The organism is Neisseria sp. CCUG12390, from assembly GCF_047837985.1.
Classification (GTDB): domain Bacteria; phylum Pseudomonadota; class Gammaproteobacteria; order Burkholderiales; family Neisseriaceae; genus Neisseria.
Genome location: NZ_CP181244.1, coordinates 2467801 through 2492625, shown reverse-complemented (window position 1 = coordinate 2492625; position 24825 = coordinate 2467801). Strand labels below are relative to the sequence as shown.

Below are 24825 nucleotides of genomic sequence, written 5' to 3'. Positions count from 1 at the left end.
ATGCACGCAAACGATTTATACGCAACCGCGCAGCGCGTTTTGGGCGGTAAAGCCAGCAAAGTCATTTTGGCTTTGGACGAAGTAACCGTGGAATGTTTGCCCGAACACTACCGCGACGTGATGACCACCCTGCGCGACCACGACGAACTGCATTTCGAGCTGCTGGTGGATTTGTGCGGCGTGGATTACAGCACCTACAAAAACGAACCGTGGCAGGGCAAACGTTTTGCCGTGGTGAGCCAGCTTCTTTCCGTGAAAAACAACCGGCGTATCCGCGTGCGCGTGTGGGCGGAAGACGACGGCTTCCCCGTTGTCGATTCCGTTACCGACATTTATAACAGCGCAGACTGGTACGAACGCGAAGCCTTCGATATGTACGGCATCCTGTTCAACAACCACCCCGATTTGCGCCGCATCCTTACCGACTACGGTTTCGTCGGCCACCCGTTCCGCAAAGATTTCCCGATTTCCGGACATGTGGAAATGCGCTACGACGAAACCGAAAAACGCGTCATTTACCAACCCGTAACCATCGAGCCGCGCGAGATTACCCCGCGCATCGTCCGCGAGGAGAACTACGGTGGCTAAACTCAGAAACTACACCATCAACTTCGGCCCGCAGCACCCCGCCGCCCACGGCGTATTGCGCATGATTTTGGAATTGGAAGGCGAAACCATCGTCCGTGCCGACCCGCATATCGGCCTGTTGCACCGCGGCACCGAAAAACTCGCCGAAACCAAAACCTACCTGCAAGCCATGCCCTATATGGACAGGCTGGACTACGTTTCCATGATGGTCAACGAGCAGGCATACTGTTTGGCAGTGGAAAAACTTGCCGGTATCGATGTCCCCATCCGCGCCCAATACATCCGCGTCATGTTCGCCGAAGTAACGCGCATCCTGAACCACCTGATGGGCGTGGGTTCGCACGCGCTCGACATCGGCGCGATGACCGCCATTCTCTACGCCTTCCGCGACCGCGAAGAGCTGATGGACTTATACGAAGCCGTGTCCGGCGCGCGTATGCACGCGGCTTACTTCCGCCCCGGCGGCGTGTACCGCGATTTGCCCGAATTCATGCCCAAATACGAATCCAGCAAATTCCGCAACGCCAAAGTGCTGAAAGAGCTGAACGAGCCGCGCGAAGGCACCATGCTCGACTTTATCGACGCATTCTGCGAACGCTTCCCCAAAAACATCGACACCCTCGAAACCCTGCTTACCGACAACCGTATCTGGAAACAGCGTACCGTCGGCATCGGCGTGGTTTCCCCCGAACGCGCCATGCAGAAAGGCTTCACCGGTGTGATGTTGCGCGGTTCCGGCATCGAATGGGACATCCGCAAGAAGCAGCCGTATGAAGTGTACGACCGAATGGATTTCGACATCCCCGTCGGCGTGAACGGCGACTGCTACGACCGCTACCTCTGCCGCATGGCCGAAATGCGCCAGTCTGTCCGCATCATCAAACAATGCGCCGACTGGCTGCGCGCCAACCCCGGCCCCGTGATTACCGAAAACCACAAATTCGCCCCGCCCAAGCGCACCAATATGAAAGAGGGCATGGAAGATTTGATCCACCACTTCAAACTCTTTACCGAAGGCATGCACGTTCCCGAAGGCGAAACCTACACCGCCGTGGAACACCCCAAAGGCGAATTCGGCGTGTACATCATTTCAGACGGCGCCAATAAACCCTACCGCCTCAAAATCCGCGCCCCCGGCTTCGCCCACCTGCAAGGCATGGACGAAATGGCACGCGGCCACATGCTCGCCGACGTGGTGGCGATTATCGGTACCCAAGACATCGTGTTCGGGGAAGTTGACCGCTAAATAACCGGAAAGGCCGTCTGAAAAACAGGCCGTCTGAAAACCGAATAAACAGAAATCAGGTGCAAACCATGTTATCCGCACAATCCTTACAGCAAATCGACACCGAACTGGCCAAATACCCCGCCGACCAACGCCGTTCCGCCGTGATGGGCGCGCTGCGTATCGCCCAAACCGAACTCGGCTGGCTGAAACCCGAAACCATCGAATTCGTCGCGAACTACATAGGCATCGCCCCCGCCGCCGCCTACGAAGTCGCCACGTTCTACAACATGTACGACCTCGCCCCCGTCGGCAAATACAAACTCACCGTCTGCACCAACCTCCCCTGCGCCCTGCGCGGCGGCGTGGACGCAGGAGAATACCTGAAAAAGAAACTCGGCATCGGCTACGGCGAAACCACTTCAGACGGCCTCTACACGCTGGTAGAAGGCGAGTGCATGGGCGCATGCGGCGATGCCCCCGTAATGTTGGTAAACAACCACAAAATGTGCAGCTTTATGGATGCGGAAGCGATTGAAGCGAAACTGGCGGAGTTGAAGTAAAGGCCGTCTGAAAAATGCGTAGGTCGGGCATTGATGCCCGACGATAACGGTTCGGAATGTTTTGTCGGGCATCAATGCCCGACCTACAAGCAAAGCAATAGTAGATATAGTAGATTGGCTTGAAAACCCAACATAAATTCAGGCTTGTCTGAAAATGCCAAAAGGAAAACACATGAGCCACCAAATGATCCGTAGTACCGAATTTACCGCCGATCGCGCATGGGGTGCGCTTGATATTGCCAATATGAACGGCACCACCGTGCGCCTGCATTGGACGGACAAGCCCTACAAATGGCACGTTAACGATGGCGAAGAAGTGTTTGCCGTGATGGACGGCACAGTGGACATGCACTATCGGGAACAAGGGCAGGAACAAGTCGTGCGCTTGCAGGCGGGCGATATTTTCTTTGCAGGCATCGGAACTGAACACGTTGCCCACCCGCAGGGCGAAGTACGGATTTTAGTGATTGAAAAAGAAGGCAGCGTTTAAGCCGCATATCACGCAAGGCCGGCTGAAAACAACGGAAGCAAGCGTAGGTTGGGTCTTGACCCAACAAAACCATTAAAGGCCGTCTGAAATGTTGTCAATTCGAAGTACAAAAACTTCAGGCAGCCTGATAATTAAAGAGTAGGGTGGGGCAAACCCACCAAAAAGAAATTTCAGACGGCCTGTTAAGGCTACCTGAAAAGGCCGTCTGAACGTCCAAATAGAGAAAGACCGGGAAGGAACAAAAATGGAAGCCAAATGCCTGTGCGGTGCCGTTTCGCTGGAAGTCGAAACCAATCACAAACTGGATGCCTGCCATTGCGGCAAATGCCGCACTTGGAGCGGTTCTGCGGCGGTTACCCTGTCTGCCCGCAATCCGAAAATTTCAGGCGCGGAACACATCGGCCGCTATCGTTCTTCCGAATGGGCGGAACGCTGCTTCTGCAAACAATGCGGCACGCATCTGTTCGTTCAGGTCGGCGGCGATTACTACATCAACGCCGGATTATTTGCCGACAATGCGGATTTTGAGCTGGAAACGCAGATTTTTATCGACCGCAAAGCACCGTATTACGATTTGGCCAACGACACGCAGAAGCTGACCGAAAGCGAGTTTCTGGCCATGATAGGTGCGTGTTCACCGTAGTTTAAGCAGAGATTGGTCTTGAGCCTAAAGGCCGTCTGAAATATTTGCCAACCCAAACGGCAAAATTTCAGGCAGCCTGATGATTAAGAACAATTAATTTATACAGAATTCAAATTGGGAGAAAACCATGAACCAAAAAATAAAAAATCTGCTGGAAGACTGGCAAACGGTTAATCCTGATTTGTATGAAATCGCCAATAGTGTGCGCACTAGAATATTGCAACTGGCTGATACAGTAGGCGAAGAAGTGAAATACGGCGGTATTCTGTTTGTTGCACCTGAACCGTTTTGCGGCATTTTTGTTTATAAGCAACATGTAACTGTGGAATTTAGTCATGGTGCAGAGATAGAAGACCCACACGGTTTATTAGAAGGAAAAGGCAAAGGTCGCCGTCATTTGAAATTACATACGCTTGAAGACATAGAAAATAAGCATTTAACGGATTACTTACGATTGGCGCAAAAAGCAGCAGAATAAAATGCCAGTTTAAAAGAACAAGCGCAGGTTGGTTCTTGACCCGACAAAACTATTAAAGGCCGTCTGAAACGAATCCAAACAGCAAAATTTCAGGCAGCCTGACGATAAAGAGTAGGGTGGGTGTAAACCCACCGACAAAAATTTCAAACGGCCTGTTAAGGCTGTTTGGAAACACAACGTAGGTTGGGTTGCAAACCCAACATTGCCGATACACAAAGCTACCTGAAGGCCGTCTGAAAACATTTCAGGCAGCCTGAAATGAAAAACAAACCGTAAAAAATATCAGCAACCCGAATATTACCCAAACAAAAAGGCCGTCTGAAACCCACGCGCCGCCAGCCGCGCATTTCAGGCAGCCCCAACCGAAGCAAACCCAAAATAGGCAAACCAAATGGCTATTTACCAATCAGGCGTAATCTTTGACCGCGTGGACACCCGCGCCCGCGACTGCTGGACGCTCGCGGCCTACCAGGCGCGCGGCGGCTATCAGGCCTTGCGCAAAATCCTTACCGAAAACATTTCGCAAAACGAAGTCATCGAAGAAGTGAAAACCTCCGGCTTGCGCGGGCGTGGCGGTGCAGGCTTCCCGACCGGTTTGAAATGGAGCTTTATGCCCCGTTCCTTCCCCGGCGCGAAATACGTCGTCTGCAACACCGACGAGGGCGAACCGGGCACGTTCAAAGACCGCGACATCATCATGTTCAACCCCCACGCGCTGATTGAAGGCATGATTATCGCGGGCTACGCCATGGGCGCGGAAGCGGGCTACAACTACATCCACGGCGAAATTTTCGAGGGCTACCAACGCTTCGAAGAAGCCCTTGCCGAAGCCCGCGCCGCAGGCTTTTTGGGCAAAAACATCATGGGATTGGGCTTCGATTTCGAACTCTTCGCCCATCACGGCTACGGCGCGTACATCTGCGGCGAAGAAACCGCGCTGCTGGAAAGTCTGGAAGGCAAAAAAGGCCAGCCGCGCTTCAAACCGCCGTTCCCCGCGTCGTTCGGTTTGTACGGCAAACCCACCACCATCAACAACACCGAAACCTTTGCCTCCGTACCGTTTATCATCCGCGACGGCGGAAAAACCTTTGCCGAACAAGGTATTGAAAACGCAGGCGGCACCAAACTGTTTTCCATTTCCGGCCACGTCGAACGCCCCGGCAACTACGAAGTGCCGCTTGGTACGCCGTTCGCCGAACTCTTGGAAATGGCGGGCGGAATGCGCGGCGGCAAAAAACTCAAAGCTGTCATCCCCGGCGGTTCGTCCGCGCCCGTGCTGCCCGCCGACATCATGATGGGTCTGACCATGGACTACGACGCCATTGCCAAAGCAGGCTCCATGCTCGGTTCGGGCGCGGTCATCGTGATGGACGAAGACGTGTGCATGGTTAAGGCATTGGAAAGATTAAGCTATTTCTACTTTGAAGAATCCTGCGGCCAATGCACCCCCTGCCGCGAAGGGACAGGCTGGCTCTACCGCATCGTCCACCGCATCGCCACCGGCAAAGGCAAACCCGAAGATTTGGAACTGCTCGACAGCATCGGCAACAATATGGCTGGCCGCACCATCTGCGCGCTTGCCGATGCAGCGGTGTTCCCCGTGCGCAGTTTTACCAAGCATTTCCGCTCCGAGTTCGAGCATTACATCGAGCATGGGAAGCCGATGAAAGAGCATAAGTGGGGCGGGTGGTAATGATGGAAAACTCAGAAAAGAAAGTTTTTATTTTATATGGCGCAGCAAATCGAGGAAAAACTACAACATTCAATTTGCTATTTAATCAAATTTGCCGTAAGCATTCAGAAGATTTAATTTATTTTAAACGTAATGAATATCGTGCTGATTTTGTAGCAGTATTTAAAAAAGGTGGGATAACTATTGGTTTATATTCATCTGGTGATAATGAACATGAAGTAAGTCATAATTTATATCACTTAGATGCGTATCGTTGCGATTATGTTTTTGGAATATCAAGAACAAGAGGAGGTAGCTGTGTTGCTGTCAATCGCTATGCTGAATTAGTGCATGGTTCACAAGATATAATTTGTTGGATTGAAAAAGATTACGCCAATAATGAAGTTGATGAATTAGAGCAGAATACGAAAACTGGGAAAAAATTATTCCAAGAATTCATAAGATTATTTTCTAGTGAGTGAAAATTTCAGGTAGCGCGTAGGTATAACACTGTTTGATACGCAAAAAACTTGTTGGGTTTCCAATCCAACCTACTAGACTGAAAAGAGCGGTAGTAATTCAGGCAGCCTGAAACCGTAAATTGCCCAGCAATCCAGTCCCCTCCCCCGACTGGCGGGGGAGGGTTAGGGTGGGGGTGGCTCGTCCCGCTACCGAAAATGTAACTTTCAGGCAGCCTGAAGCGGAGTTCAGCATAGCTAAAATGCGCCACAGCACAAGAAACCCGGCATTACGGCAAAATGCCAAAAACCTAAAACAAAACATGACGCTTGCCGAACAGCGTTTGTGGTATCACTTGCGCGGCAAACGGTTGAATGGCATTAAATTTCGCCGACAACAAACCATAGGCGGATATATTGTTAATTTTGTGAGCATGGAATACAAAATTATCATCGAATTAGACGGCGGGCAACACGCCGAACAAACCGCCTACGATAATGCGCGAACCGAATTTTTAAACCGCCAAGGTTATCGCGTGGTGCGTTTTGGGAATAACGAAGTCTTGCAGCAAACAGAAAGTGTATTGGCAGAAATATTGAAGCAATGTAACAGCGCTTGCCCCCACCCTAACTCTCCCCCGTTGGAGACGGGGGAGGGGACAGGTTAGTGAAGCAGCCGATATTTCAGGCCGTCTGAAAACAGGTTGATGAATTATCTGCTAAACACGAAAATCCGCAGCGTTTCCCGAATTTCCGTGTATATGGAGCAACTAATCATGACTTTTGACATCCGTTCCCAAATCAGCCGTTTTGAAACCGCCATCAATACTGCCGACGAAGCCCTGATGAACGAGTTGGTGGATGCTTCCGCGCCGTTCTATACGCCTGCTTCGCCCGAGCCTTTATACGGCGCGGCAGGATTTCTGGCTCTGATCCGCTTTATGCGCGAGGGTTTTCCCGATATACAGTGGAAATTGGAAGAAACCGTTGCCGAAGCCGACAAAATCGCCGTGCGCTGGACATGCAGCGGCACGCACCAAGGTACATTTATGGGCGTGCCGCCCACGGGCAAACGCTTTTCCGTCGGCGTGATGAATTTTTACGACTTCAACAGTGAAGGTAAAATCATCCGCGACACCGCCGCCGAAGGCATGATAGGCATCGTCCGCGCCATCGGCCTGCTGCCGTAGTATAGAGTGGGTGTAAACCCACCGTTTCGGGCAGGCGCGTAGGTTGGGTCATGACCCAACGCTATTTGAAACGCAAAGGTTTTGTTGGGTTTGCAACCCAACCTACCAAATTGTCACGAAAAAACGATAACCGGCCGTCTGAAACCAACAAAACCCTTTTCAGACGGCCTACCGAAAAATTTTTTAATCAAAGAAAATAAAGTAACTAGGAAACCACCATGTTACAAATCGAAATCGACGGCAAACACCTGACGGTGGAGCAGGGTACGACGGTGATTGAAGCCGCGAACCGCATCGGTACGTACATCCCGCATTTCTGCTACCACAAAAAACTCTCCATCGCCGCCAACTGCCGCATGTGTTTGGTCGAAGTGGAGAAATCCAACAAGCCGCTGCCTGCCTGCGCCACACCCGTTACCGACGGCATGGTGGTGCGTACGCATTCGCCTTTGGCCAAAACCGCGCAAGCCGGTGTGATGGAGTTTCTGCTCATCAACCATCCGCTTGATTGCCCGACCTGCGACCAGGGCGGCGAGTGTCAGTTGCAGGATTTGGCGGTGGGCTACGGCCAGTCAGCCAGCCGCTACACCGAGGAAAAACGCGCCGTCGTCGGCAAAGACATGGGGCCGCTGGTTTCCGCCGCCGAGATGAGCCGCTGTATCCACTGCACCCGCTGCGTGCGTTTTACCGAAGAAATCGCGGGTGTGCAGGAAATCGCGATGGCCGGACGCGGCGAGCATTCGGAAATCATGCCGTTTATCGGTAAGGTGATTGAAACCGAATTGTCGGGCAACGTGATTGATTTGTGCCCGGTCGGTGCACTCACGAGCAAACCGTTCCGTTTCGATGCGCGCACTTGGGAGCTGAACCGCCGCAAATCGGTATCGGCACACGATGCTTTGGGCAGCAACCTGATTGTACAGACCAAAGACCACACCGTTCGCCGTGTGCTGCCGCTGGAAAACGAAGCGATTAACGAATGCTGGCTGTCCGACCGCGACCGCTTCGCCTACGAAGGCCTGTATCACGAAAGCCGTCTGAAAAACCCGAAAATCAAACAGGGCGGCGAATGGGTGGATGTCGATTGGAAAACCGCGCTGGAATATGTGCGCAACGCCGTCGACTGCATCGCCAAAGACGGCAACCGAGACCAAGTGGGCATTTGGGCGAACCCGATGAACACGGTGGAAGAACTGTATCTGGCGAAAAAACTGGCCGACGGCTTGGGCTTGCGCCATTTCGATACGCGCCTGCAAAACCGGGACGCGCGCGTTTCAGACGGCTTTGACGGTGCGCAATGGCTGGGTCAGAGCATCCGTTCGCTGGCCGACAACGGTGCGGTTCTGGTGGTGGGGGCGAACCTGCGCCAAGAGCAGCCGCTTTTGACCGCCCGTCTGCGCCGCGCCGCCAATGCGCGCATGAAACTGAGCGTGTTGGGCAGCCGTAAGGAAACCCTGCATATGCCGCTGCTGGCGCAGGAAGCGGTGCATCCGAATCTGTGGGCAGGCCGTCTGAACGAATGGGCAGGCGATTTGGACGGCGACATCGCCGCCGCGTTGAGCAATGCCGACCGTTCCGCGGTTATCCTCGGGGCGGAGGCGCAAAACCATCCTGATTACGCTGCCATTTATGCCGCTGCGCAAAAGCTGGCCGCCGCCACCGAATCGGTGTTGGGCGTATTGCCGCAGGCCGCCAACAGCGTGGGTGCGGGTGTGTTGGGCGTGAACTCGGGCGACAGCATCCAAGCCATGATTCGCGAGCCGAAGCAGGCGGTGATGCTCTTCAACGTCGAACCTGAAATCGATGTCGCCGGCGGCGCGCAAGCCGTGGCCGCATTGAAACAGGCCAAGAGCGTGATGGCGTTTACGCCGTTTGAAAGTGAAACTTTGCGCGAAGTGGCCGACATTATGCTGCCGATTGCGCCGTTTACCGAAACGTCGGGCAGCTTCGTGAACATGGAAGGCCGTCTGCAATCTTTTTACGGCGTGGTGCAGGGCTTCGGCGATTCGCGGCCGTTGTGGAAAGTGTTGCGCGTGTTGGGCAATCTGTTTGACGTGAAAGGTTTCGATTACCACAGCAGCGAAGAGATTCTGAAAGATGCGCTGAGTCAGGAAAGCATATCGGCCAAACTCGACAACTATATCGAATTTGACGGCGCCGCCGTTCAGACGGCCTCGAATCAATTGGTGCGCACGGGCGGCACGGCGATTTACGCAACCGATGCCGTTGTGCGCCGCAGCGCACCGTTGCAGGCCACAAGCCATGCCGCCGTGCCCGCTGCGCGCGTACACAGCCAAACGCTGGCCGCACTCGGTCTTTCAGATGGCCAAAACGCAGTCGCCAGACAAAACGGCGCGGCGGTAGGCGTGACCGTCGCCGCCGATGACACGCTGGCGCAAAATGTGGTTTATTTGCCGCAGCACGGTGCAAATGCGGCATTGGGTGCGATGATGAACGAAATCGAACTGGTGGGGGCTTGATATGCAGGAATGGTTCCAAAATCTGTTTTCCGCCACACTGGGGCTGGGCGAACCCGGCCTGACCGTCGGTTTGGTGGTGTCGGTAGTGTTGAAAATCGTCATTATCCTGATTCCGCTGATTCTGACCGTGGCCTATCTGACCTATTTCGAGCGCAAGGTCATCGGCTATATGCAGCTGCGCGTCGGCCCCAACGTAACCGGCCCGTGGGGCTTGATTCAGCCGTTTGCCGACGTGTTCAAGCTCTTGTTTAAAGAAGTGACGCGCCCCAAGCTGTCGAACAAAGCCCTGTTCTACATCGGCCCCATGCTCTCGCTCGCGCCCGCATTTGCGGCTTGGGCGGTGATTCCGTTTTCCGAAGAATGGGTGCTCACCCATGTGAACGCGGGCTTGCTGTTTATTTTGATGATTACCTCGCTGTCGGTTTACGGCGTGATTATCGCCGGCTGGGCGTCGAACTCGAAATACTCGTTTCTCGGCGCGATGCGCTCGTCGGCGCAGACCATTTCCTACGAAATCGCCATGTCCGCCGCGCTGGTGTGCGTGGTGATGGTGTCGGGCAGCATGAATTTTTCCGACATCGTGGCGGCGCAGGCCGAAGGCATTGCCGGCGGCTCGGTTTTCTCGTGGAACTGGCTGGCCTTGTTCCCCGTGTTTATCGTGTACCTGATTTCCGCCGTGGCCGAGACCAACCGCGCGCCGTTTGACGTGGCCGAGGGCGAGTCGGAAATCGTGGCCGGTTTCCATGTCGAATATTCCGGCTTCGCCTTTGCCCTGTTCTTCTTGGCCGAATACATTTTCATGATTCTGATTGCCGCCCTGACCGCGCTGATGTTCCTCGGCGGCTGGCTCTCGCCTTTCCCGCAGAGTTGGGGTTTTATCGGCGCACCGAGTGCGTTTTGGATGTTCGCCAAAATGGCCTTCATCCTCTACGGCTACCTGTGGATACGCGCCACCTTCCCGCGCTACCGCTACGACCAAATCATGCGCCTGGGCTGGAAAGTGCTGATTCCGATTGGCTTTTTGTGCATCGTATTGCTCGGCGGCTGGATGATTTCGCCGTTGAGCTTGTGGAAATAAAGGCCGTCTGAAAAAGCAGGGTGGGTTTACACCCACCCTCCCGAATTGAACATATTTTTCAGACGGCCTCAAAGAGCAGGCCGTCTGAAACCGAAATTTAAAAAACAGAGAACCCGATTCAAAGGGAACACGACATGGCAAACCTAGTTAAAACCTTCCTGCTCGGCGAATTGGTTAAAGGCATGGGCGTGACGCTCAAAAACTTTTTCGCCCGCAAAGACACGATTTACTTCCCCGAGGAAAAAACGCCGCAATCCGTGCGTTTCCGCGGCCTGCACGCACAACGCCGCTACCCCAACGGCGAAGAACGCTGCATCGCCTGCAAACTGTGCGAAGCCGTCTGCCCCGCCATGGCGATTAACATCGAGAGCGAAGAGCGCGCCGACGGCACCCGCCGCACCACGCGTTACGACATCGATTTGACCAAGTGCATCTTCTGCGGCTTCTGCGAAGAAGCCTGCCCCACCGATGCGATCGTGGAAACCCACATCTTCGAGTACCACGGCGAGAAAAAAGGCGACCTGCACATGACCAAACCGATTCTGCTCGCCATCGGCGACCGGTACGAAGCCGAAATCGCCAAACGCAAAGCGGCGGACGCGCCTTACCGTTAAGGCCGTCTGAAAAACGTCGGGAGATAAACCGTGAGCCAAGCCGTCAGTGATTTGCAAACCCTAATCCGTTCCATGCAGCCTGTTCTGCATGAGGGCGCATACTGCTTTGCCACGCTGCCCGAAGGCAGTGGGCTGACGGCTGCGGAAATCCACGCCGGTATCCGCGAGGCGGAAGGCCTGTCGGTGGTGGTGGATGAAGAAACTGCGCGCAAATACGGTTTGCAAAACGCCTTCCGCGCCGCATGGATTACCCTGAACGTACATTCCGACCTTGCCGCCGTCGGGCTGACCGCCGCCTTTTCCGCCGCACTCGGCCGCGCCGGAATCAGTTGCAACGTTGTTGCCGGACATTGCCACGACCACATCTTCGTGCCGTACGAACAGGCCGAAACCGCAATGGAAACGCTGCTAAACCTGCAACGCAACGGCGGGTGAAGCGGCAAAACAGATAGGCCGTCTGAAAGATGTGTAGGTCGGGCATTGATGCCCGACGGGAAACTAAACTGTGCAGGCTGCCTGAAAGGATAAAACCATGAATGTAAGATTGCTTGGCAGCGTTTTCATATTATTATTCTGTACTGCTTGCACATCACTAAGTACCATCACCGACAGCATTGTCCGTGCAAAAATTTTACCTAATGAAATACGCGCAGAAACTGCCGGCCGTTATCAATATATTTTTGCTCGGAATACGGCAAACGAAGTCGCTATATTCCGCCAATTTGTCGCCAGCTACCGACCATATCTAATAGGAGGGTATGTGGTAATAGACGAAGGCAACGAAAGCAGATTGAGCGAAAAAGTAAAGGCGCACTATTATTTGGTACTGGACAGCAAGCGTTTGAGCAGCGAGCAACAGCATGAATTGCAACAGAAATATCGCGCTACGCGTTTGGTGCAAAAGCGGCCGACGGATAATTGGCAAGTTGTATTTGTCGCAACAGGTGAGAAAATAGCCATGAGTCATTTGGTTAAGACGCACCACTTAACGGATAAAGATACATTAAACACGCCCATACCCGTAACCATCCGCATAAACGGAACACAGCTTACACCTGTGGGCGAAGTGGTGTTGATGCCATTTTTTCCCATTTTGATGATGTATGGCTGTGCAGCATCTAACTGTATTTAATACCGTAGCGATTGGCGTTTCAGACAGCCGCAACCCTGCATTCAAAAAAATCAAAACCCCAACCGAGAAAGAGTGCTATGACCTTCTCCCTAATCATGTTTTACGTTTTGGCCGCCATCATCCTGTTTGGCGCGCTCAAAACCGTAACCGCCAAAAACCCCGTTCACGCCGCGCTGTATCTGGTGCTGACTTTCTGCGTGAGTGCGATGATGTGGATGCTGATGCAGGCCGAGTTTTTGGGCTTGACGCTGGTGGTGGTGTACGTCGGCGCGGTGATGGTGTTGTTCCTGTTCGTCGTAATGATGCTGAACATCGACGTCGAAGAAATGCGCAAAGGCTTTTGGCGGCATGCGCCGGCGGCAGGCGTGGTCGGCGTGTTGCTGGCGGTGGCCTTGATTCTTATTTTGGTGAACCCGAAAACCGATTTGGCTTCGTTCGGCCAAATGCGCGACATTCCGGCCGATTACGACAATATCCGCGATTTGGGCCGCCAGATTTACACCACTTACCTGCTGCCGTTTGAATTGGCGGCGGTGCTGCTGCTGCTCGGCATGGTGGCGGCGATTGCTTTGGTACACCGCAAAACCACCAATCCGAAATACATCAACCCTGCCGACCAAGTGAAAGTGACCGCCGACGAAAGCCGTATGCGCTTGGTGAAAATGGACGCGGTAAAACCGCAAACCGAAGCCGGAGAATCCGTTTCAGACGGCCTCAAACAAGAAGGGGAGGGCAAAGCATGATTACCCTGACGCATTATTTGGTACTCGGCGCGCTGCTCTTCGGCATCAGCGCGATGGGCATTTTCATGAACCGTAAAAACGTGTTGGTTCTGCTGATGAGCATCGAATTGATGCTGCTGGCGGTAAATTTCAATTTCATCGCCTTTTCGCAGCATTTGGGCGATACGGCCGGACAGATTTTCGTGTTTTTCGTCCTGACCGTCGCCGCCGCCGAATCCGCCATCGGCTTGGCGATTATGGTGCTGGTGTACCGCAACAGGCAGACGATTAACATTGCCGATTTGGATAAGTTGAAGGGCTGATTTTCAGACGGCCTGAAGAATCGGATGCCGTCTGAAAACAGCCGATGCCCAACCTGCGAGCGATAAAATATGAATACTGTCGTGCAATACCGCCCGTTTTTCTTTTTTTCGCTGTCTCTGCTGATACCGTGGGTTTTATGGTTCGCAACCGCCTGCATCAGCCATCTGCCGAACGCGGCCGACTATGGGTGGGCGCAGGCAGGGTTGAGTTTGGCAGGGTTGTTTTTTCCTGTTGCGCTGGCGGCTTGGCTGCTGGCTAAAAATCCCGTGCTGCTGGCCGATGCCCTGCCGCGGGTATTGAAATGGTCGGGTTTTCCGAAACGCTATCTTGTCGGGGCATTGCTGCTGCCGTTCGGTTCGCTGGTGTCGGCGCAGATTGTGTCCTTGTTGTTCGGATACGGCACGGAGCAGTTTTATGTTTCGGGCAGCCCGTCTTTTACGTCTGTGCTGCTGTCGCCTTGGCTGATGCTGATATTGGCGGCAATCGTGGAAGAACTGGCGTGGCACTCCTACGGTACGGATGCGCTCACGGCGCGGTTTTCGCTGTTTACGGCATCCATGATTTTTACCGTTTATTGGGCGTTGTGGCATCTGCCTTTGGCGTTTATCAAAGGCTATTACCACAGTGAAGTGGTAGAGCAGGGCATGATTTATACTGCCAATTTTGTCGTCAGTATGGTGGTGTTCGTTTTACTGATGAACTGGCTGTATGTAAAAAGCGGACGCAGCATTTTGATAGCGGTGCTGTTTCATCTGACCGCCAATGTGGGCAACGAGATTTTTGCCACCCACCCGATGAGCAAGGTGATCCAAACAGGGCTGCTGTTGGTTTTGTGTGTTTGGCTGCTGAATAAAGAGCGCGAATTGTTTTTTTCCAAACCGAAAGTAGCTTGGCATCAACAATAGCAACAATAAAATGATGCCGTCTGAAAAATATTTAAATCGAAGTACCGTTGAACAATAAAAGTTTCAAAAATTCAAAAGGCTAGTCAAATGAACGACATGACTTTATATCTCATCATCGCTCTCACGCCGCTGGCAGGCTGTCTGCTGGCGGGGCTGTTCGGCAAACAGATCGGCCGCGCGGGCGCGCATACGGCGACCATACTCGGCGTGGCGGTGTCCGCCGTGCTGTCGGCCTATGTGTTGTGGGGCTTTATCGACGGCTCGCGCGCGAAGTTCGACGAGAATGTCTATACCTGGCTCACGATGGGCGGCATCGACTTTTCGGTGGGCTTTCTGGTGGACAGCCTGACCGCGATGATGATGGTGGTGGTGACGTTTGTGTCGCTGATGGTGCATATCTACACCATCGGCTACATGAAAGACGAAGCAGTCGGCTACCAACGCTTTTTCAGCTATATCTCCTTGTTTACGTTCAGCATGTTGATGCTGATTATGAGCAACAACTTTATCCAGCTCTTTTTCGGCTGGGAAGCGGTGGGCTTGGTGTCGTATCTGCTGATCGGCTTCTATTTCAAACGCGAAAGCGCGATTTTTGCCAACCTGAAAGCGTTTTTGGTGAACCGTGTCGGCGATTTCGGCTTTATTCTCGGCATCGGTTTGGTGTTGGCCTATTTCGGCGGCAGCCTGCGCTATGCCGACGTGTTCGCTTATCTGCCGCAGATTCAGACGGCCACGATTCAGCTTTTCCCGGGTGTGGAATGGAGCTTGATTACGGTTACCTGCATTCTGCTGTTTGTCGGCGCGATGGGTAAATCGGCGCAGTTCCCGCTGCATGTGTGGCTGCCCGACTCAATGGAAGGTCCGACGCCGATTTCCGCGTTGATTCACGCGGCCACGATGGTGACGGCAGGTCTGTTTATGGTGTCGCGCATGTCGCCGATGTATGAATTGAGCACCACCGCGCTGAGCTTCATTATGGTAACGGGGGCGATTACCGCGCTGTTTATGGGCTTTTTGGGCACGGTTCAAAACGACATCAAGCGCGTGGTGGCGTATTCGACCCTGTCGCAACTGGGCTACATGACCGTCGCTTTGGGCGCGTCGGCTTATTCGGTGGCGATGTTCCACGTGATGACGCACGCGTTTTTCAAAGCCTTGTTGTTCTTGGCGGCGGGCAGCGCGATTATCGGCATGCACCACGACCAAGACATGCGCCACATGGGCAATCTGAAAAAATACATGCCGATTACGTGGATCACCATGCTGCTGGGCAATCTGGCCTTGATCGGCACGCCGTTTTTCTCCGGTTTTTACTCTAAAGATTCGATTATCGAAGCGGCCAAATACAGCACCATTCCGGGCAGCGGTTTTGCCTATTTTGCCGTGCTCGCCAGCGTGTTCGTGACTGCGTTTTACGCGTTCCGCCAATACTTTATGGTGTTCCACGGCAAAGAGAAATGGCGTGAAACCGAACACCATCATTCAGACGGCCATGACGACGGCCACCATCACGGCTTGGGCAAAGACGACAATCCGCACGAAAGCCCGTGGGTGGTAACTTTGCCGCTGGTGCTGCTCGCCATTCCGTCGGTCGTCATCGGCTATATCGCGATTGAGCCTATGCTGTACGGCGATTTCTTCAAAGACGTGATTTACGTCAACCACGAAGCGCATCCGACCATGCGGATAATGGGCGAACATTTCCACGGCGCATTGGCCATGGTGGCGCACAGCTTCCAAACGCCGGTGCTGTATCTGGCAATCGCAGGCGTGTTAACGGCTTGGTTCCTTTATGTGAAAGCACCGCATCTGCCGGCCAAAATCGCCGCCACATTCAGCCCGATTTACAAACTGCTGGACAACAAATACTTCCTCGACACGATTTACTACAACGTGTTCGCCAAAGGCAGCCGCGCATTGGGTAATTTCTTCTGGAAAGTCGGCGACGTGGCGATTATCGACAACGGTATCGTCAACAATTCCGCCAAAGTGGTGGGCGCAGTCGCCGCGCAAGTGCGCAAAATGCAGACCGGCTTTATCTACAGCTACGCCGCCGCGATGGTGTTAGGCGTGTTGGTGCTGCTGGGGCTGACTTTCTGGCGTTTGTTTGTGTAGCAGGTTTCCAGACGGCCTTGGATTAGGTTGAGGCCGTCTGAAAGAGAAAATTAGGAAAAGCATGATGGAAAAGAAAATTTTTGACGGAATCTTCCGCTTCGAGCAAGTGAAAGGTGTCGGCACCATGCAGGTGAATTTTTTACCTAATCAGCGAGTTTATACGTTGATTGGTGAAAATGGTGTGGGAAAAACTAAATTTTTAGAGTGCGTATTTACAGTTTTGTTGCTGACAAATCGTATTGTTCGTAAAGCCCCTTCATGGGTGCATCAAAATGCTGTGCCATTTAAAAAAACTAAATCTCCAATTGGTGAGGAAAGTTTTACCTCTTTGGATGAGAGTATTCCTGCAGACTTACCGCCGAATAATTTTGACATACCTGCATTAGCTTTAAACTGCCAATGGGGAACTGGATTATTTTCTGGGTTTCAACATGATTGGCCTATTGTTTATTTAGCGGCTCAAAATCGTGGAGGATTACAACATGTTGGTAAAACTATAGAACAGATGGGAAGTTTTAAACATCGCTCAGAGCGTTATTTCCAGCAGTTATTTTCGGTTTTATATCACAAAACTGATAATTTTAAATCCCTCAATATGGACACCAACATTGAAGAGTGGATTATTCAGCGAGCCCAATCTGCTAACCCCTACCAATCGAAAGAAGACAACCGCAAGATAGAAATCGATACTTTATTGCATTTATTGAATAATATTGATGGACGCATCGACAGAGACTTTTTGGAAATTTCTGGCAATAACCGCGTGTTTATTAGGGTAGAAGGTAAAAAAACTGAATTATCGGATTTATCCAGTGGGTTTACTTCGATTTTTAAAATTATTCAGTCAATTATTGCGGGTTACAGCTACTTCACCAATGAAGTACAAATCGCCCATGTACGTGGTGTGGTATTGATTGATGAGATTGAAAGCCATCTGCACAACGAATGGCAAGTAAAAATTGTGCCGTTGCTGAAAAAGCTGTTTCCGAATACCACGTTTGTGATTACCACCCATTCGTCTTTGGTGATTAGCCAGTTGGAACAGGGCGAAGCGTATCGCTTGAAACGTAATAAGGAAGACGGTGTGGTGTATGGTGAAGTGATTGATTATCCGAGCCAAGCCTCTTTTGTGGATTTGTTGAACGAAGCGTTTGGCGTGGATTTGAATAGTTTGAAAATCGAACGAGCCAAAAAGCATGGCCAGCAGCAGGCAAAAAAGGCATTGTTGGATTTAGTAAATCAAGAATTGGGCAAGTCGGGGGAATAATGGCAGATTATTTGTTGGATACCAATTATTTGATTTATCTGGCCGATGCTGATGCCGATGAAACCAAACGTAAGGAAATTTTGCAGGATTTTGCTGAAAAACTGCAACAAGATGACAGCCATTTTTTTCTTACGCCATTGATTCGCTATGAGGTTTTGCGTGGCGTGGATTGGGGGAATAGAGAAAAACTGCAAATATTGTCGGATATTCTGAAGCAGTTTGAATCATTGGATATTAAACAGGATGTAGCGGATTTGGCCGGAGAGCTTTACAGATTTGATAAATTTGAGGCCGAACGTACGCAATCCGGCAGAAACTTAGAAAAACGAAAATTCGATATGTTTCATTTTTCAACGGCTCAAATCAATCATTTGGAAGTTTTATCGAAAGATGGTGATTTAGCGAATATCGCTGCATTACACCAAAAGATGCAAGATGAGAAGGCCGTCTGAAAGCCATTTCATTTAAAATAATCGAAATTCAAACTCAAACCACAGGAAAAAAACATGTTTTCCAACCACTTACTCAGCTTGGCCATATGGGTGCCGATTGCCGCGGGCTTGCTGGTGCTGGCCACGGGCAAGGACAGCCGTGCGCCTTTGGCACGCATACTTGCGCTCGTCGGTGCGCTGGCCGGATTTTTGGTCACGCTGCCTTTGTTTACCGGATTCGACCGTTTGAGCGGCGGGTATCAGTTTACCGAGTTTTATCAATGGATTCCGCTGTTGAAAGTGAATTACGCGCTGGGTGTGGACGGGATTTCGGTGCTCTTTGTGATTCTGAACGCGTTTATCACGCTGATGGTGGTGGTCGCGGGCTGGGAAGTGATTCAGAAGCGCACGGCGCAGTATATGGCGGCGTTTCTCATCATGAGCGGGCTGATTAACGGCGCGTTTGCGGCGCAGGACGCTTTGCTGTTTTACGTGTTTTTCGAGGGCATGCTGATTCCGCTGTATCTGATTATCGGCGTGTGGGGCGGTCCGCGCCGCGTTTATGCGTCGGTGAAGCTGTTTCTCTATACGCTGATGGGTTCGCTGCTGATGCTGGTCGCGCTGGTGTATCTGTCGTATCAGGCGGACGGCAGCTTTTCGATTGTGGAGCTGCAAAACATCAAACAGATTCCGTTAACCGTGCAGCAATTGCTGTTCGGCGCGTTTTTCCTGTCGTTTGCCGTGAAAGTGCCGATGTGGCCGGTACACACTTGGCTGCCGGATGCGCACGTTGAAGCACCGACGGGCGGTTCGATGGTGCTGGCGGCGATTACGCTGAAGCTGGGGGCATACGGTTTCCTGCGCTTTATCCTGCCGATTGTTCCCGATGCCGCGCGCTTTTTTGCGCCGGTAATGATTGTCTTGAGCCTGATTGCGGTGATTTACATCGGCATGGTGGCTTTGGTGCAGACCGATATGAAAAAGCTGGTGGCGTATTCGTCCATCAGCCATATGGGCTTTGTGACGCTGGGCATGTTTTTGTTTGTGGATGGCAGTCTGAACGATTGGGCGGTGAAAGGCGCGATTATCCAGATGATTTCGCACGGTTTCGTTTCCGCCGCGATGTTTATGTGCATCGGCGTGATGTACGACCGCCTGCACACGCGCAACATCGCCGATTACGGCGGCGTGGTGAATGTGATGCCCAAATTCGCCGCCTTCATGATGCTGTTCGGCATGGCCAACGCAGGCCTGCCCGCTACTTCGGGCTTCGTGGGTGAATTTATGGTGATTATGGGTGCGGTGGAAACCAATTTCTGGATTGGCGCATTGGCCGCGCTGACCTTGATTTACGGCGCGTCGTACACCTTATGGATGTACAAGCGCGTGATTTTCGGCGAAATCACCAATCCCGAAGTGAAAGAAATGAAAGACATCAACTGCCGCGAGTTTGCCGTACTTGCCGTGCTTGCCGTGGCCGTGTTGGGCATGGGTCTGTATCCGCAAGCCTTTATCGAAGTGGTGCATCAGGCGGCCAACGACCTGATTACGCAAGTCGCGCAAAGCAAGATTTGAGGTGTGAAGAATGAACTGGACTGATTTGAATTTACTTCCCGCCATGCCTGAAATCGTTTTGCTGGCGGTGTTGTGCGTGGTGTTGCTGGCCGATTTGTGGATTGGCGACGACAAGCGTTACCTGACCCACACCATGAGTTTGGCCGGTATCGTGATTGTAACGCTGACGCAGCTTGCCGTGTGGGAACAGGGCAGCACGTCGTCTTTCCACGGCATGTATATCGCCGACGGCATGTCGCGTTTGGCGAAACTCACGCTCTACGGCCTGACCGCCGGCCTGTTTATCTACAGCAAGCCCTACAATCAGGCGCGCGGCCTGTTCAAAGGCGAATTTTACACGCTGTCGATGTTCGCCCTGTTGGGCATGAGCGTGATGATCAGCGCCGGACATTTTCTGACGGCCTATATCGGCTTGGAACTGCTTTCGCTCGCGCTCTACGCCATGATTGCGCTGCGCCGCGATTCGGTGGCCTCCGCCGAAGCCGCGCTGAAATATTTCGTACTCGGCGCATTGGCTTCGGGCTTGCTGCTGTACGGCATTTCCATGGTGTACGGTGCCACCGGCTCGCTGGAATTCGCCACCGTATTGGCGACGGCGTTTGACGAGCAGGCCAACGGCTGGCTGCTGAAGCTCGGCTTGGTGTTTATCGTGGTGGCGATTGCGTTCAAACTCGGTGCCGTGCCGTTTCACATGTGGGTGCCCGACGTGTATCACGGCGCGCCGACTTCCGTCACCGCCTTTGTTGGCACCGCCCCGAAAATCGCCGCCGTGGTGTTCGCCTTCCGCATTCTGGTAACGGGTTTGGGCACGACGTTTGAAGACTGGTCGCAAATGCTGGCGATTTTGGCCGTGGTGTCGCTCTTGGTCGGCAATCTGGCCGCCATCATGCAGACCAACATCAAACGTATGCTCGCCTATTCCACCATTTCGCACATGGGTTTTATCCTGCTGGCGTTTATGGCGGGTGCGGTTGGTTTCGCCGCCGGCCTGTATTACGCGATTACCTATGCCCTGATGGGCGCGGTCGGCTTCGGCCTGTTGATGGTGTTGTCGAACGAAGTCATCGAATGCGAAGACATCAAAGATCTGGCCGGACTCAACCAACGCCACGCGTGGTATTCGTTTTTAATGCTCTTGTGTATGTTCTCGATGGCCGGCATTCCGCCGCTGATGGGCTTTTACGCCAAGTTTGCCGTGATTAAGGCGTTGCTGTCGCAAGGCTACGTCGGCCTGTCGGTGTTCGCCGTCGTCATGTCGCTCATCGGCGCGTTCTACTACCTGCGCGTCGTGAAAGTCATGTATTTCGATAACGCCGAACACGACCACCCCGTCGGCGGCAACTACGCCGTGAAATTCGTGCTGACCGTCAACGCGCTGCTGCTGCTGCTGTGGGGCGTTATGCCGCAGGTCGTTATCGACTGGTGTGCCGCGGCCTTGAACAACACGCTGTAAACAACCGACGGCAGCCGCACAAAGGCTGCCGTTTTTGCTAAGATAACGGCCATGTTTTTCAGACGGCCTTCGGCCTGTTTTTAAGGCCCGTAGGGTGGGTACTTGTTGCCCACGTTCGTCGATGCCGAAACAGGCCGATGTTTTTGCAAATTTGAGATTAAACCTGAAAATCTATGTCCGTCATTCCCGCGCAGGCGGGAATCCAGACTTTTAACTTGCTGTAATTTTTTAAATATTTCTGCAGCCGACAGCTCTGGATTCCCGCCTGCGCGGGAATGACGGATTGAGATTTTTGAATGCTTTCGAATTTTGCAAAGTCTCAGGCCGTCTAAAAACAGTAAACTATACTTGACCGATAACATTCGAGACAGAAAATTTTCAGACGGTCTGAAATCGTCAGCCGTAGGGTGGGCACTTGCTGCCCACATCTTCGTCAAACAAAACCATGTTTTCAGACGGCCTGCAAACCATTAAGGTCGTCTGAAACCCGAAAGACCCAAAATGACCGCATCCATGTATATCCTGCTGCTGTTGGCCCTGATTTTCGCCAACGCGCCTTTCCTGACCCAAAAGCTCTTGGGCGTGATTCCCTTGGCTAAGAAACATTTCGGCCACCACCTGCTCGAACTCTTCATCGGCTTCGGCATCACCGCCGCGCTCGCCTACCTGCTCGAATCGCGTGCCGGTGCGGTACATCCGCAGGAATGGGAGTTTTACGCCGTGGTCGTGTGCCTGTATCTGATTTTCGCCTTTCCGTGTTTCGTGTGGCGGTATTTCTGGCACGCGCGCAACGTGCAGTAATATTTTCAGACGGCCTGTCAACATGAGGCCGTCTGAAAATCGGGAAGGATAAGGCGCAACGATGTATTTTGATAACGGAAATACCCAAATCCGCTTAGACATTCAAGGGTATGAGCTTAATGGCCGGTGCAGCCATGATGAAGACAATAATTGGCTGGTGGTGCGCTTGACGTTTGCCGATGAGCAGACTCAAAGCCGTTATAGGGTTGATAGTGCCTGTTTGCTAACCGATGAAGCGGCGGAATTATTGCAATGGTTGGAAAATATCAGAGATGGCGTGGTGGTCAAGTCGTATTGCAACTTTCTCGAGCCGTGTCTGTTTTTCGAATATGAAGCAGACAATCTGATCATCGGGCTGTTTGCCGAATATGCGCCCGACGGCTTTGCCTTGCCTCTGAATGAAGATAGCGAAGCAAGATTTTATTTCCACAAAAATACGTTGTCTTTATGAACAAATCATTCGGAATTGGGCGGCGCAAGTCAGCCGGTTTCCCATACGATAATCTTTTAAAGCCCTTAATTTCAGACGGCCTGAAAACCAAGCAAAGGCCGTCTGAAACCGCAAAACCCGTAGGGTGGGCATTGATGCCCACCTATCCAACGATCAACTTGCCAACGAAACCACAGCCATGACTATTCAAAACCTCTCCCAAGCCAAGCTCATCGTCGTCAAAGTCGGCTCCAGCCTCGTTACCGCCGAAGGCCGTGGCATCGACCAGGCCGCGCTCAACCGCTGGGCGACCCAAATCGCCGAACTCAAATCGCGCGGCACCCATGTCATTTTCGTCTCCAGCGGCGCGATTGCCGAAGGCGTGAAACGGCTCGGCTGGCCGAAACGCCCCACCGCCATCAACGAATTGCAGGCCGCCGCCGCCGTCGGGCAGATGGGCATCGCGCAGGCCTACGAATACGCCTTCGCCTACCACCAAATCCACACCGCCCAAATCCTGCTCACCCACGAAGATTTGAGCAACCGTACCCGCTATCTCAACGCCCGCAGCACCCTGCTTACCCTCGTTGAAAAAGGCATCGTCCCCATCATCAACGAAAACGACACCGTTACCACCGACGAAATCAAACTCGGCGACAACGACACCCTCGGCGCGCTGGTTACCAACCTTGTTGATGCCGATGCGCTCGTCATCCTCACCGACCAAAGCGGCCTGTACGACAGCGATCCGCGCAAAAACCCGCAAGCCAAGTTTATCCACCAAATCGAAGCCGACCATCCCGATTTGGAACAAATGGCCGGCGGCGCAGGCAGCAGCGTCGGCACCGGCGGCATGTACACCAAAGTCATGGCGGCCAAACGCGCGGCCTTGAGCGGCGCGGCCACCGTCGTTGCCAGCGGTCGCGAACCCGATGTCTTGCTGCGCCTGCAACAGGGCGAATCCATCGGCACACTGTTCACCAGCGCGCACAGCCGCGTCGCCGCCCGCAAACAGTGGCTGCTCGGCCATGTGCAGGTTGCCGGAAAAATCCACATCGACGGCGGCGCAGAACGCGCCCTGCTGGAAAAACACGCCAGCCTGCTCCCCGTCGGCTGCGTGAAAACGGAAGGCCACTTCCACCGCGGCGAACTCGTCGCCATCATCAACGCCCAAGGCGAAGAAGTGGCGCGCGGCCTGATCAACTACGGCAGCGACGAAACCGCCCGCATCCTGCAAACGCCGTCTGAAAAAATCGCCGACAAACTCGGCTACGCGCACGAAGCCGAACTGGTTCACCGCGATAATCTGGCCGTGCGCAAATAATCAGGCAAGAGACGGAAAGGCCGTCTGAAAAAATCCTGAAAACATTGAATTGCCAGCGGCAGGCCGTCTGAATTTCAGACGGCCTGAGGCCTTGTAAAAACGAAACTTAAAAACAAGAAATCCGGTTAAGCCAAGAAATCTGTCCCCGTCATCAGATGCGCAAGTCCGCTATGCTGCCCCGCGCAGCCGATGACGGATGAACGTTTCCGTCCATTTACGGATTTTTCCAAAGCACAGCCCGCATTCAGCCGCGAACACCGACAGAAAGTCTCCCATGAACGCCGAACCGATTGTCAGCCACCGTTTCCATACCCCGTTGGGCGACATGCTCGCCTGCGCCACCGAACAGGGTTTGTGTCTGCTCGAATTTGTCGGCAGCCGCAGAATCGAGCGCGAACAGCAGGATTTGTCGCACCTGCTGCAACGGCGTTTTGTGTTCGGCACCAACCGCCACATCGAACAGACCGAAACCGAAATCGGCGAATATTTCCAAGGCGCGCGTCAGCGGTTTGACGTCGCCCTGCACATGCCCGCCGATGCGTTCCGCCAAACCGTTTGGGCGGCTTTGCGTGAGATTCCCTATGGCGAAACGACCCATTATCAGGCATTGGCCGAACGCATCGGCCGCCTGGATGCCGTGCGCGCCGTCGCAGCGGCCAACGGCGCAAACCGCGTTTCCATCATCGTTCCCTGCCACCGCGTTATCGGCAAAGACGGCAGCCTGACGGGGTACGGCGGCGGTTTGCAGCGCAAGCAGCGTCTGTTGGAACACGAGCGCGGGCAAAACCGTCGGGAGGCGGATTTGTTCGGTTAGACGGCGCGATTGCCGACATGCCGTCTGAAACGGTTTTCAGACGGCCTTTCCGT

General features: G+C 53.1%; 27 protein-coding genes. All 27 read left to right on the top strand.

Annotated features, from left to right (window positions below):
* The gene (locus ACM67E_RS11580) at nt 1-588 is read left to right on the top strand and encodes an NADH-quinone oxidoreductase subunit C (protein ID WP_416191588.1); all 588 of its coding nucleotides are present in this window, start codon (nt 1-3) and stop codon (nt 586-588) included.
* On the top strand, nt 581-1834 hold the full coding sequence (gene nuoD / locus ACM67E_RS11575) for an NADH dehydrogenase (quinone) subunit D (RefSeq protein WP_416191587.1): 1254 nt from the start codon (nt 581-583) through the stop codon (nt 1832-1834). Before ACM67E_RS11580 ends, nuoD begins: the two co-directional genes overlap by 8 nt.
* A 68-nt stretch (nt 1835-1902) precedes the next feature.
* Nucleotides 1903-2376, top strand: coding sequence for an NADH-quinone oxidoreductase subunit NuoE (gene nuoE / locus ACM67E_RS11570; protein ID WP_416191586.1), 474 nt, complete (start codon nt 1903-1905; stop codon nt 2374-2376).
* A 172-nt stretch (nt 2377-2548) separates the two neighbouring features.
* Entirely contained in the window at nt 2549-2866 is a 318-nt protein-coding gene (locus tag ACM67E_RS11565) for a cupin domain-containing protein (protein ID WP_416191585.1), read from the top strand.
* Nucleotides 2867-3110: 244 nt separating this feature from the next.
* A complete protein-coding gene (locus ACM67E_RS11560; RefSeq protein ID WP_416191584.1) occupies nt 3111-3509 on the top strand; it encodes a GFA family protein in 399 nt (132 codons plus the stop codon).
* Between the two features lie 127 nt (nt 3510-3636).
* Entirely contained in the window at nt 3637-3987 is a 351-nt protein-coding gene (locus tag ACM67E_RS11555; RefSeq protein ID WP_416191583.1) for a DUF1801 domain-containing protein, read from the top strand.
* Nucleotides 3988-4378: 391 nt separating this feature from the next.
* Complete coding sequence (nuoF, locus tag ACM67E_RS11550; RefSeq protein WP_416191582.1) at nt 4379-5680, top strand: NADH-quinone oxidoreductase subunit NuoF; 1302 nt, start codon at nt 4379-4381, stop codon at nt 5678-5680.
* Nucleotides 5680-6141, top strand: a complete 462-nt coding sequence (locus tag ACM67E_RS11545) for a hypothetical protein (protein WP_416191581.1) — start codon at nt 5680-5682, stop codon at nt 6139-6141. The genes nuoF and ACM67E_RS11545 overlap by 1 nt, the downstream gene beginning before the upstream one ends.
* Nucleotides 6142-6380: 239 nt before the next feature.
* Nucleotides 6381-6785, top strand: a complete 405-nt coding sequence (locus ACM67E_RS11540) for an endonuclease domain-containing protein (RefSeq protein WP_416191580.1) — start codon at nt 6381-6383, stop codon at nt 6783-6785.
* Nucleotides 6786-6893: 108 nt separating this feature from the next.
* Nucleotides 6894-7307 (top strand): ester cyclase, encoded by a 414-nt coding sequence (locus ACM67E_RS11535; protein WP_416191579.1) that lies wholly within the window; start codon nt 6894-6896, stop codon nt 7305-7307.
* A 218-nt stretch (nt 7308-7525) separates the two neighbouring features.
* Nucleotides 7526-9787, top strand: a complete 2262-nt coding sequence (gene nuoG, locus ACM67E_RS11530; RefSeq protein ID WP_416191578.1) for an NADH-quinone oxidoreductase subunit NuoG — start codon at nt 7526-7528, stop codon at nt 9785-9787.
* 1 nt (nt 9788) lies between these two features.
* On the top strand, nt 9789-10865 hold the full coding sequence (nuoH, locus tag ACM67E_RS11525; protein ID WP_416191577.1) for an NADH-quinone oxidoreductase subunit NuoH: 1077 nt from the start codon (nt 9789-9791) through the stop codon (nt 10863-10865).
* Nucleotides 10866-10999: 134 nt separating this feature from the next.
* Nucleotides 11000-11479 (top strand): NADH-quinone oxidoreductase subunit NuoI, encoded by a 480-nt coding sequence (gene nuoI, locus ACM67E_RS11520; RefSeq protein ID WP_416191576.1) that lies wholly within the window; start codon nt 11000-11002, stop codon nt 11477-11479.
* Nucleotides 11480-11509: 30 nt separating this feature from the next.
* On the top strand, nt 11510-11914 hold the full coding sequence (locus ACM67E_RS11515; RefSeq protein ID WP_416191575.1) for an ACT domain-containing protein: 405 nt from the start codon (nt 11510-11512) through the stop codon (nt 11912-11914).
* A gap of 97 nt (nt 11915-12011) precedes the next feature.
* Nucleotides 12012-12611: a hypothetical protein gene (locus tag ACM67E_RS11510; RefSeq protein WP_416191574.1), complete on the top strand. Its 600-nt coding sequence runs from the start codon at nt 12012-12014 to the stop codon at nt 12609-12611.
* A 77-nt stretch (nt 12612-12688) separates the two neighbouring features.
* Nucleotides 12689-13354, top strand: coding sequence for an NADH-quinone oxidoreductase subunit J (locus ACM67E_RS11505; RefSeq protein WP_416191573.1), 666 nt, complete (start codon nt 12689-12691; stop codon nt 13352-13354).
* Nucleotides 13351-13656 (top strand): NADH-quinone oxidoreductase subunit NuoK, encoded by a 306-nt coding sequence (gene nuoK, locus ACM67E_RS11500; RefSeq protein ID WP_416191572.1) that lies wholly within the window; start codon nt 13351-13353, stop codon nt 13654-13656. Before ACM67E_RS11505 ends, nuoK begins: the two co-directional genes overlap by 4 nt.
* Before the next feature lie 69 nt (nt 13657-13725).
* Entirely contained in the window at nt 13726-14562 is an 837-nt protein-coding gene (locus ACM67E_RS11495; protein ID WP_416191571.1) for a CPBP family intramembrane glutamic endopeptidase, read from the top strand.
* An 87-nt stretch (nt 14563-14649) separates the two neighbouring features.
* A complete protein-coding gene (gene nuoL / locus ACM67E_RS11490) occupies nt 14650-16677 on the top strand; it encodes an NADH-quinone oxidoreductase subunit L (RefSeq protein ID WP_416191570.1) in 2028 nt (675 codons plus the stop codon).
* 61 nt (nt 16678-16738) lie between these two features.
* On the top strand, nt 16739-17944 hold the full coding sequence (locus ACM67E_RS11485) for an AAA family ATPase (RefSeq protein WP_416191569.1): 1206 nt from the start codon (nt 16739-16741) through the stop codon (nt 17942-17944).
* Nucleotides 17944-18396 carry a type II toxin-antitoxin system VapC family toxin gene (locus ACM67E_RS11480; protein ID WP_416191568.1) on the top strand — a complete coding sequence of 151 codons (453 nt, stop codon included), beginning with the start codon at nt 17944-17946 and terminating at the stop codon, nt 18394-18396. The genes ACM67E_RS11485 and ACM67E_RS11480 overlap by 1 nt, the downstream gene beginning before the upstream one ends.
* A gap of 54 nt (nt 18397-18450) precedes the next feature.
* Nucleotides 18451-19950 (top strand): NADH-quinone oxidoreductase subunit M, encoded by a 1500-nt coding sequence (locus ACM67E_RS11475; protein ID WP_416191567.1) that lies wholly within the window; start codon nt 18451-18453, stop codon nt 19948-19950.
* A gap of 10 nt (nt 19951-19960) precedes the next feature.
* The gene (gene nuoN / locus ACM67E_RS11470; RefSeq protein WP_416191566.1) at nt 19961-21403 is read left to right on the top strand and encodes an NADH-quinone oxidoreductase subunit NuoN; all 1443 of its coding nucleotides are present in this window, start codon (nt 19961-19963) and stop codon (nt 21401-21403) included.
* A gap of 501 nt (nt 21404-21904) precedes the next feature.
* Entirely contained in the window at nt 21905-22204 is a 300-nt protein-coding gene (locus ACM67E_RS11465) for a DUF2818 family protein (protein ID WP_416191565.1), read from the top strand.
* A gap of 61 nt (nt 22205-22265) precedes the next feature.
* Nucleotides 22266-22655: a hypothetical protein gene (locus ACM67E_RS11460; protein ID WP_416191564.1), complete on the top strand. Its 390-nt coding sequence runs from the start codon at nt 22266-22268 to the stop codon at nt 22653-22655.
* Nucleotides 22656-22833: 178 nt separating this feature from the next.
* On the top strand, nt 22834-23958 hold the full coding sequence (gene proB / locus ACM67E_RS11455) for a glutamate 5-kinase (RefSeq protein ID WP_416191563.1): 1125 nt from the start codon (nt 22834-22836) through the stop codon (nt 23956-23958).
* A 274-nt stretch (nt 23959-24232) separates the two neighbouring features.
* Nucleotides 24233-24772 carry a methylated-DNA--[protein]-cysteine S-methyltransferase gene (locus tag ACM67E_RS11450; protein WP_416191562.1) on the top strand — a complete coding sequence of 180 codons (540 nt, stop codon included), beginning with the start codon at nt 24233-24235 and terminating at the stop codon, nt 24770-24772.
* The last annotated feature ends 53 nt before the right edge of the window (nt 24773-24825 follow it).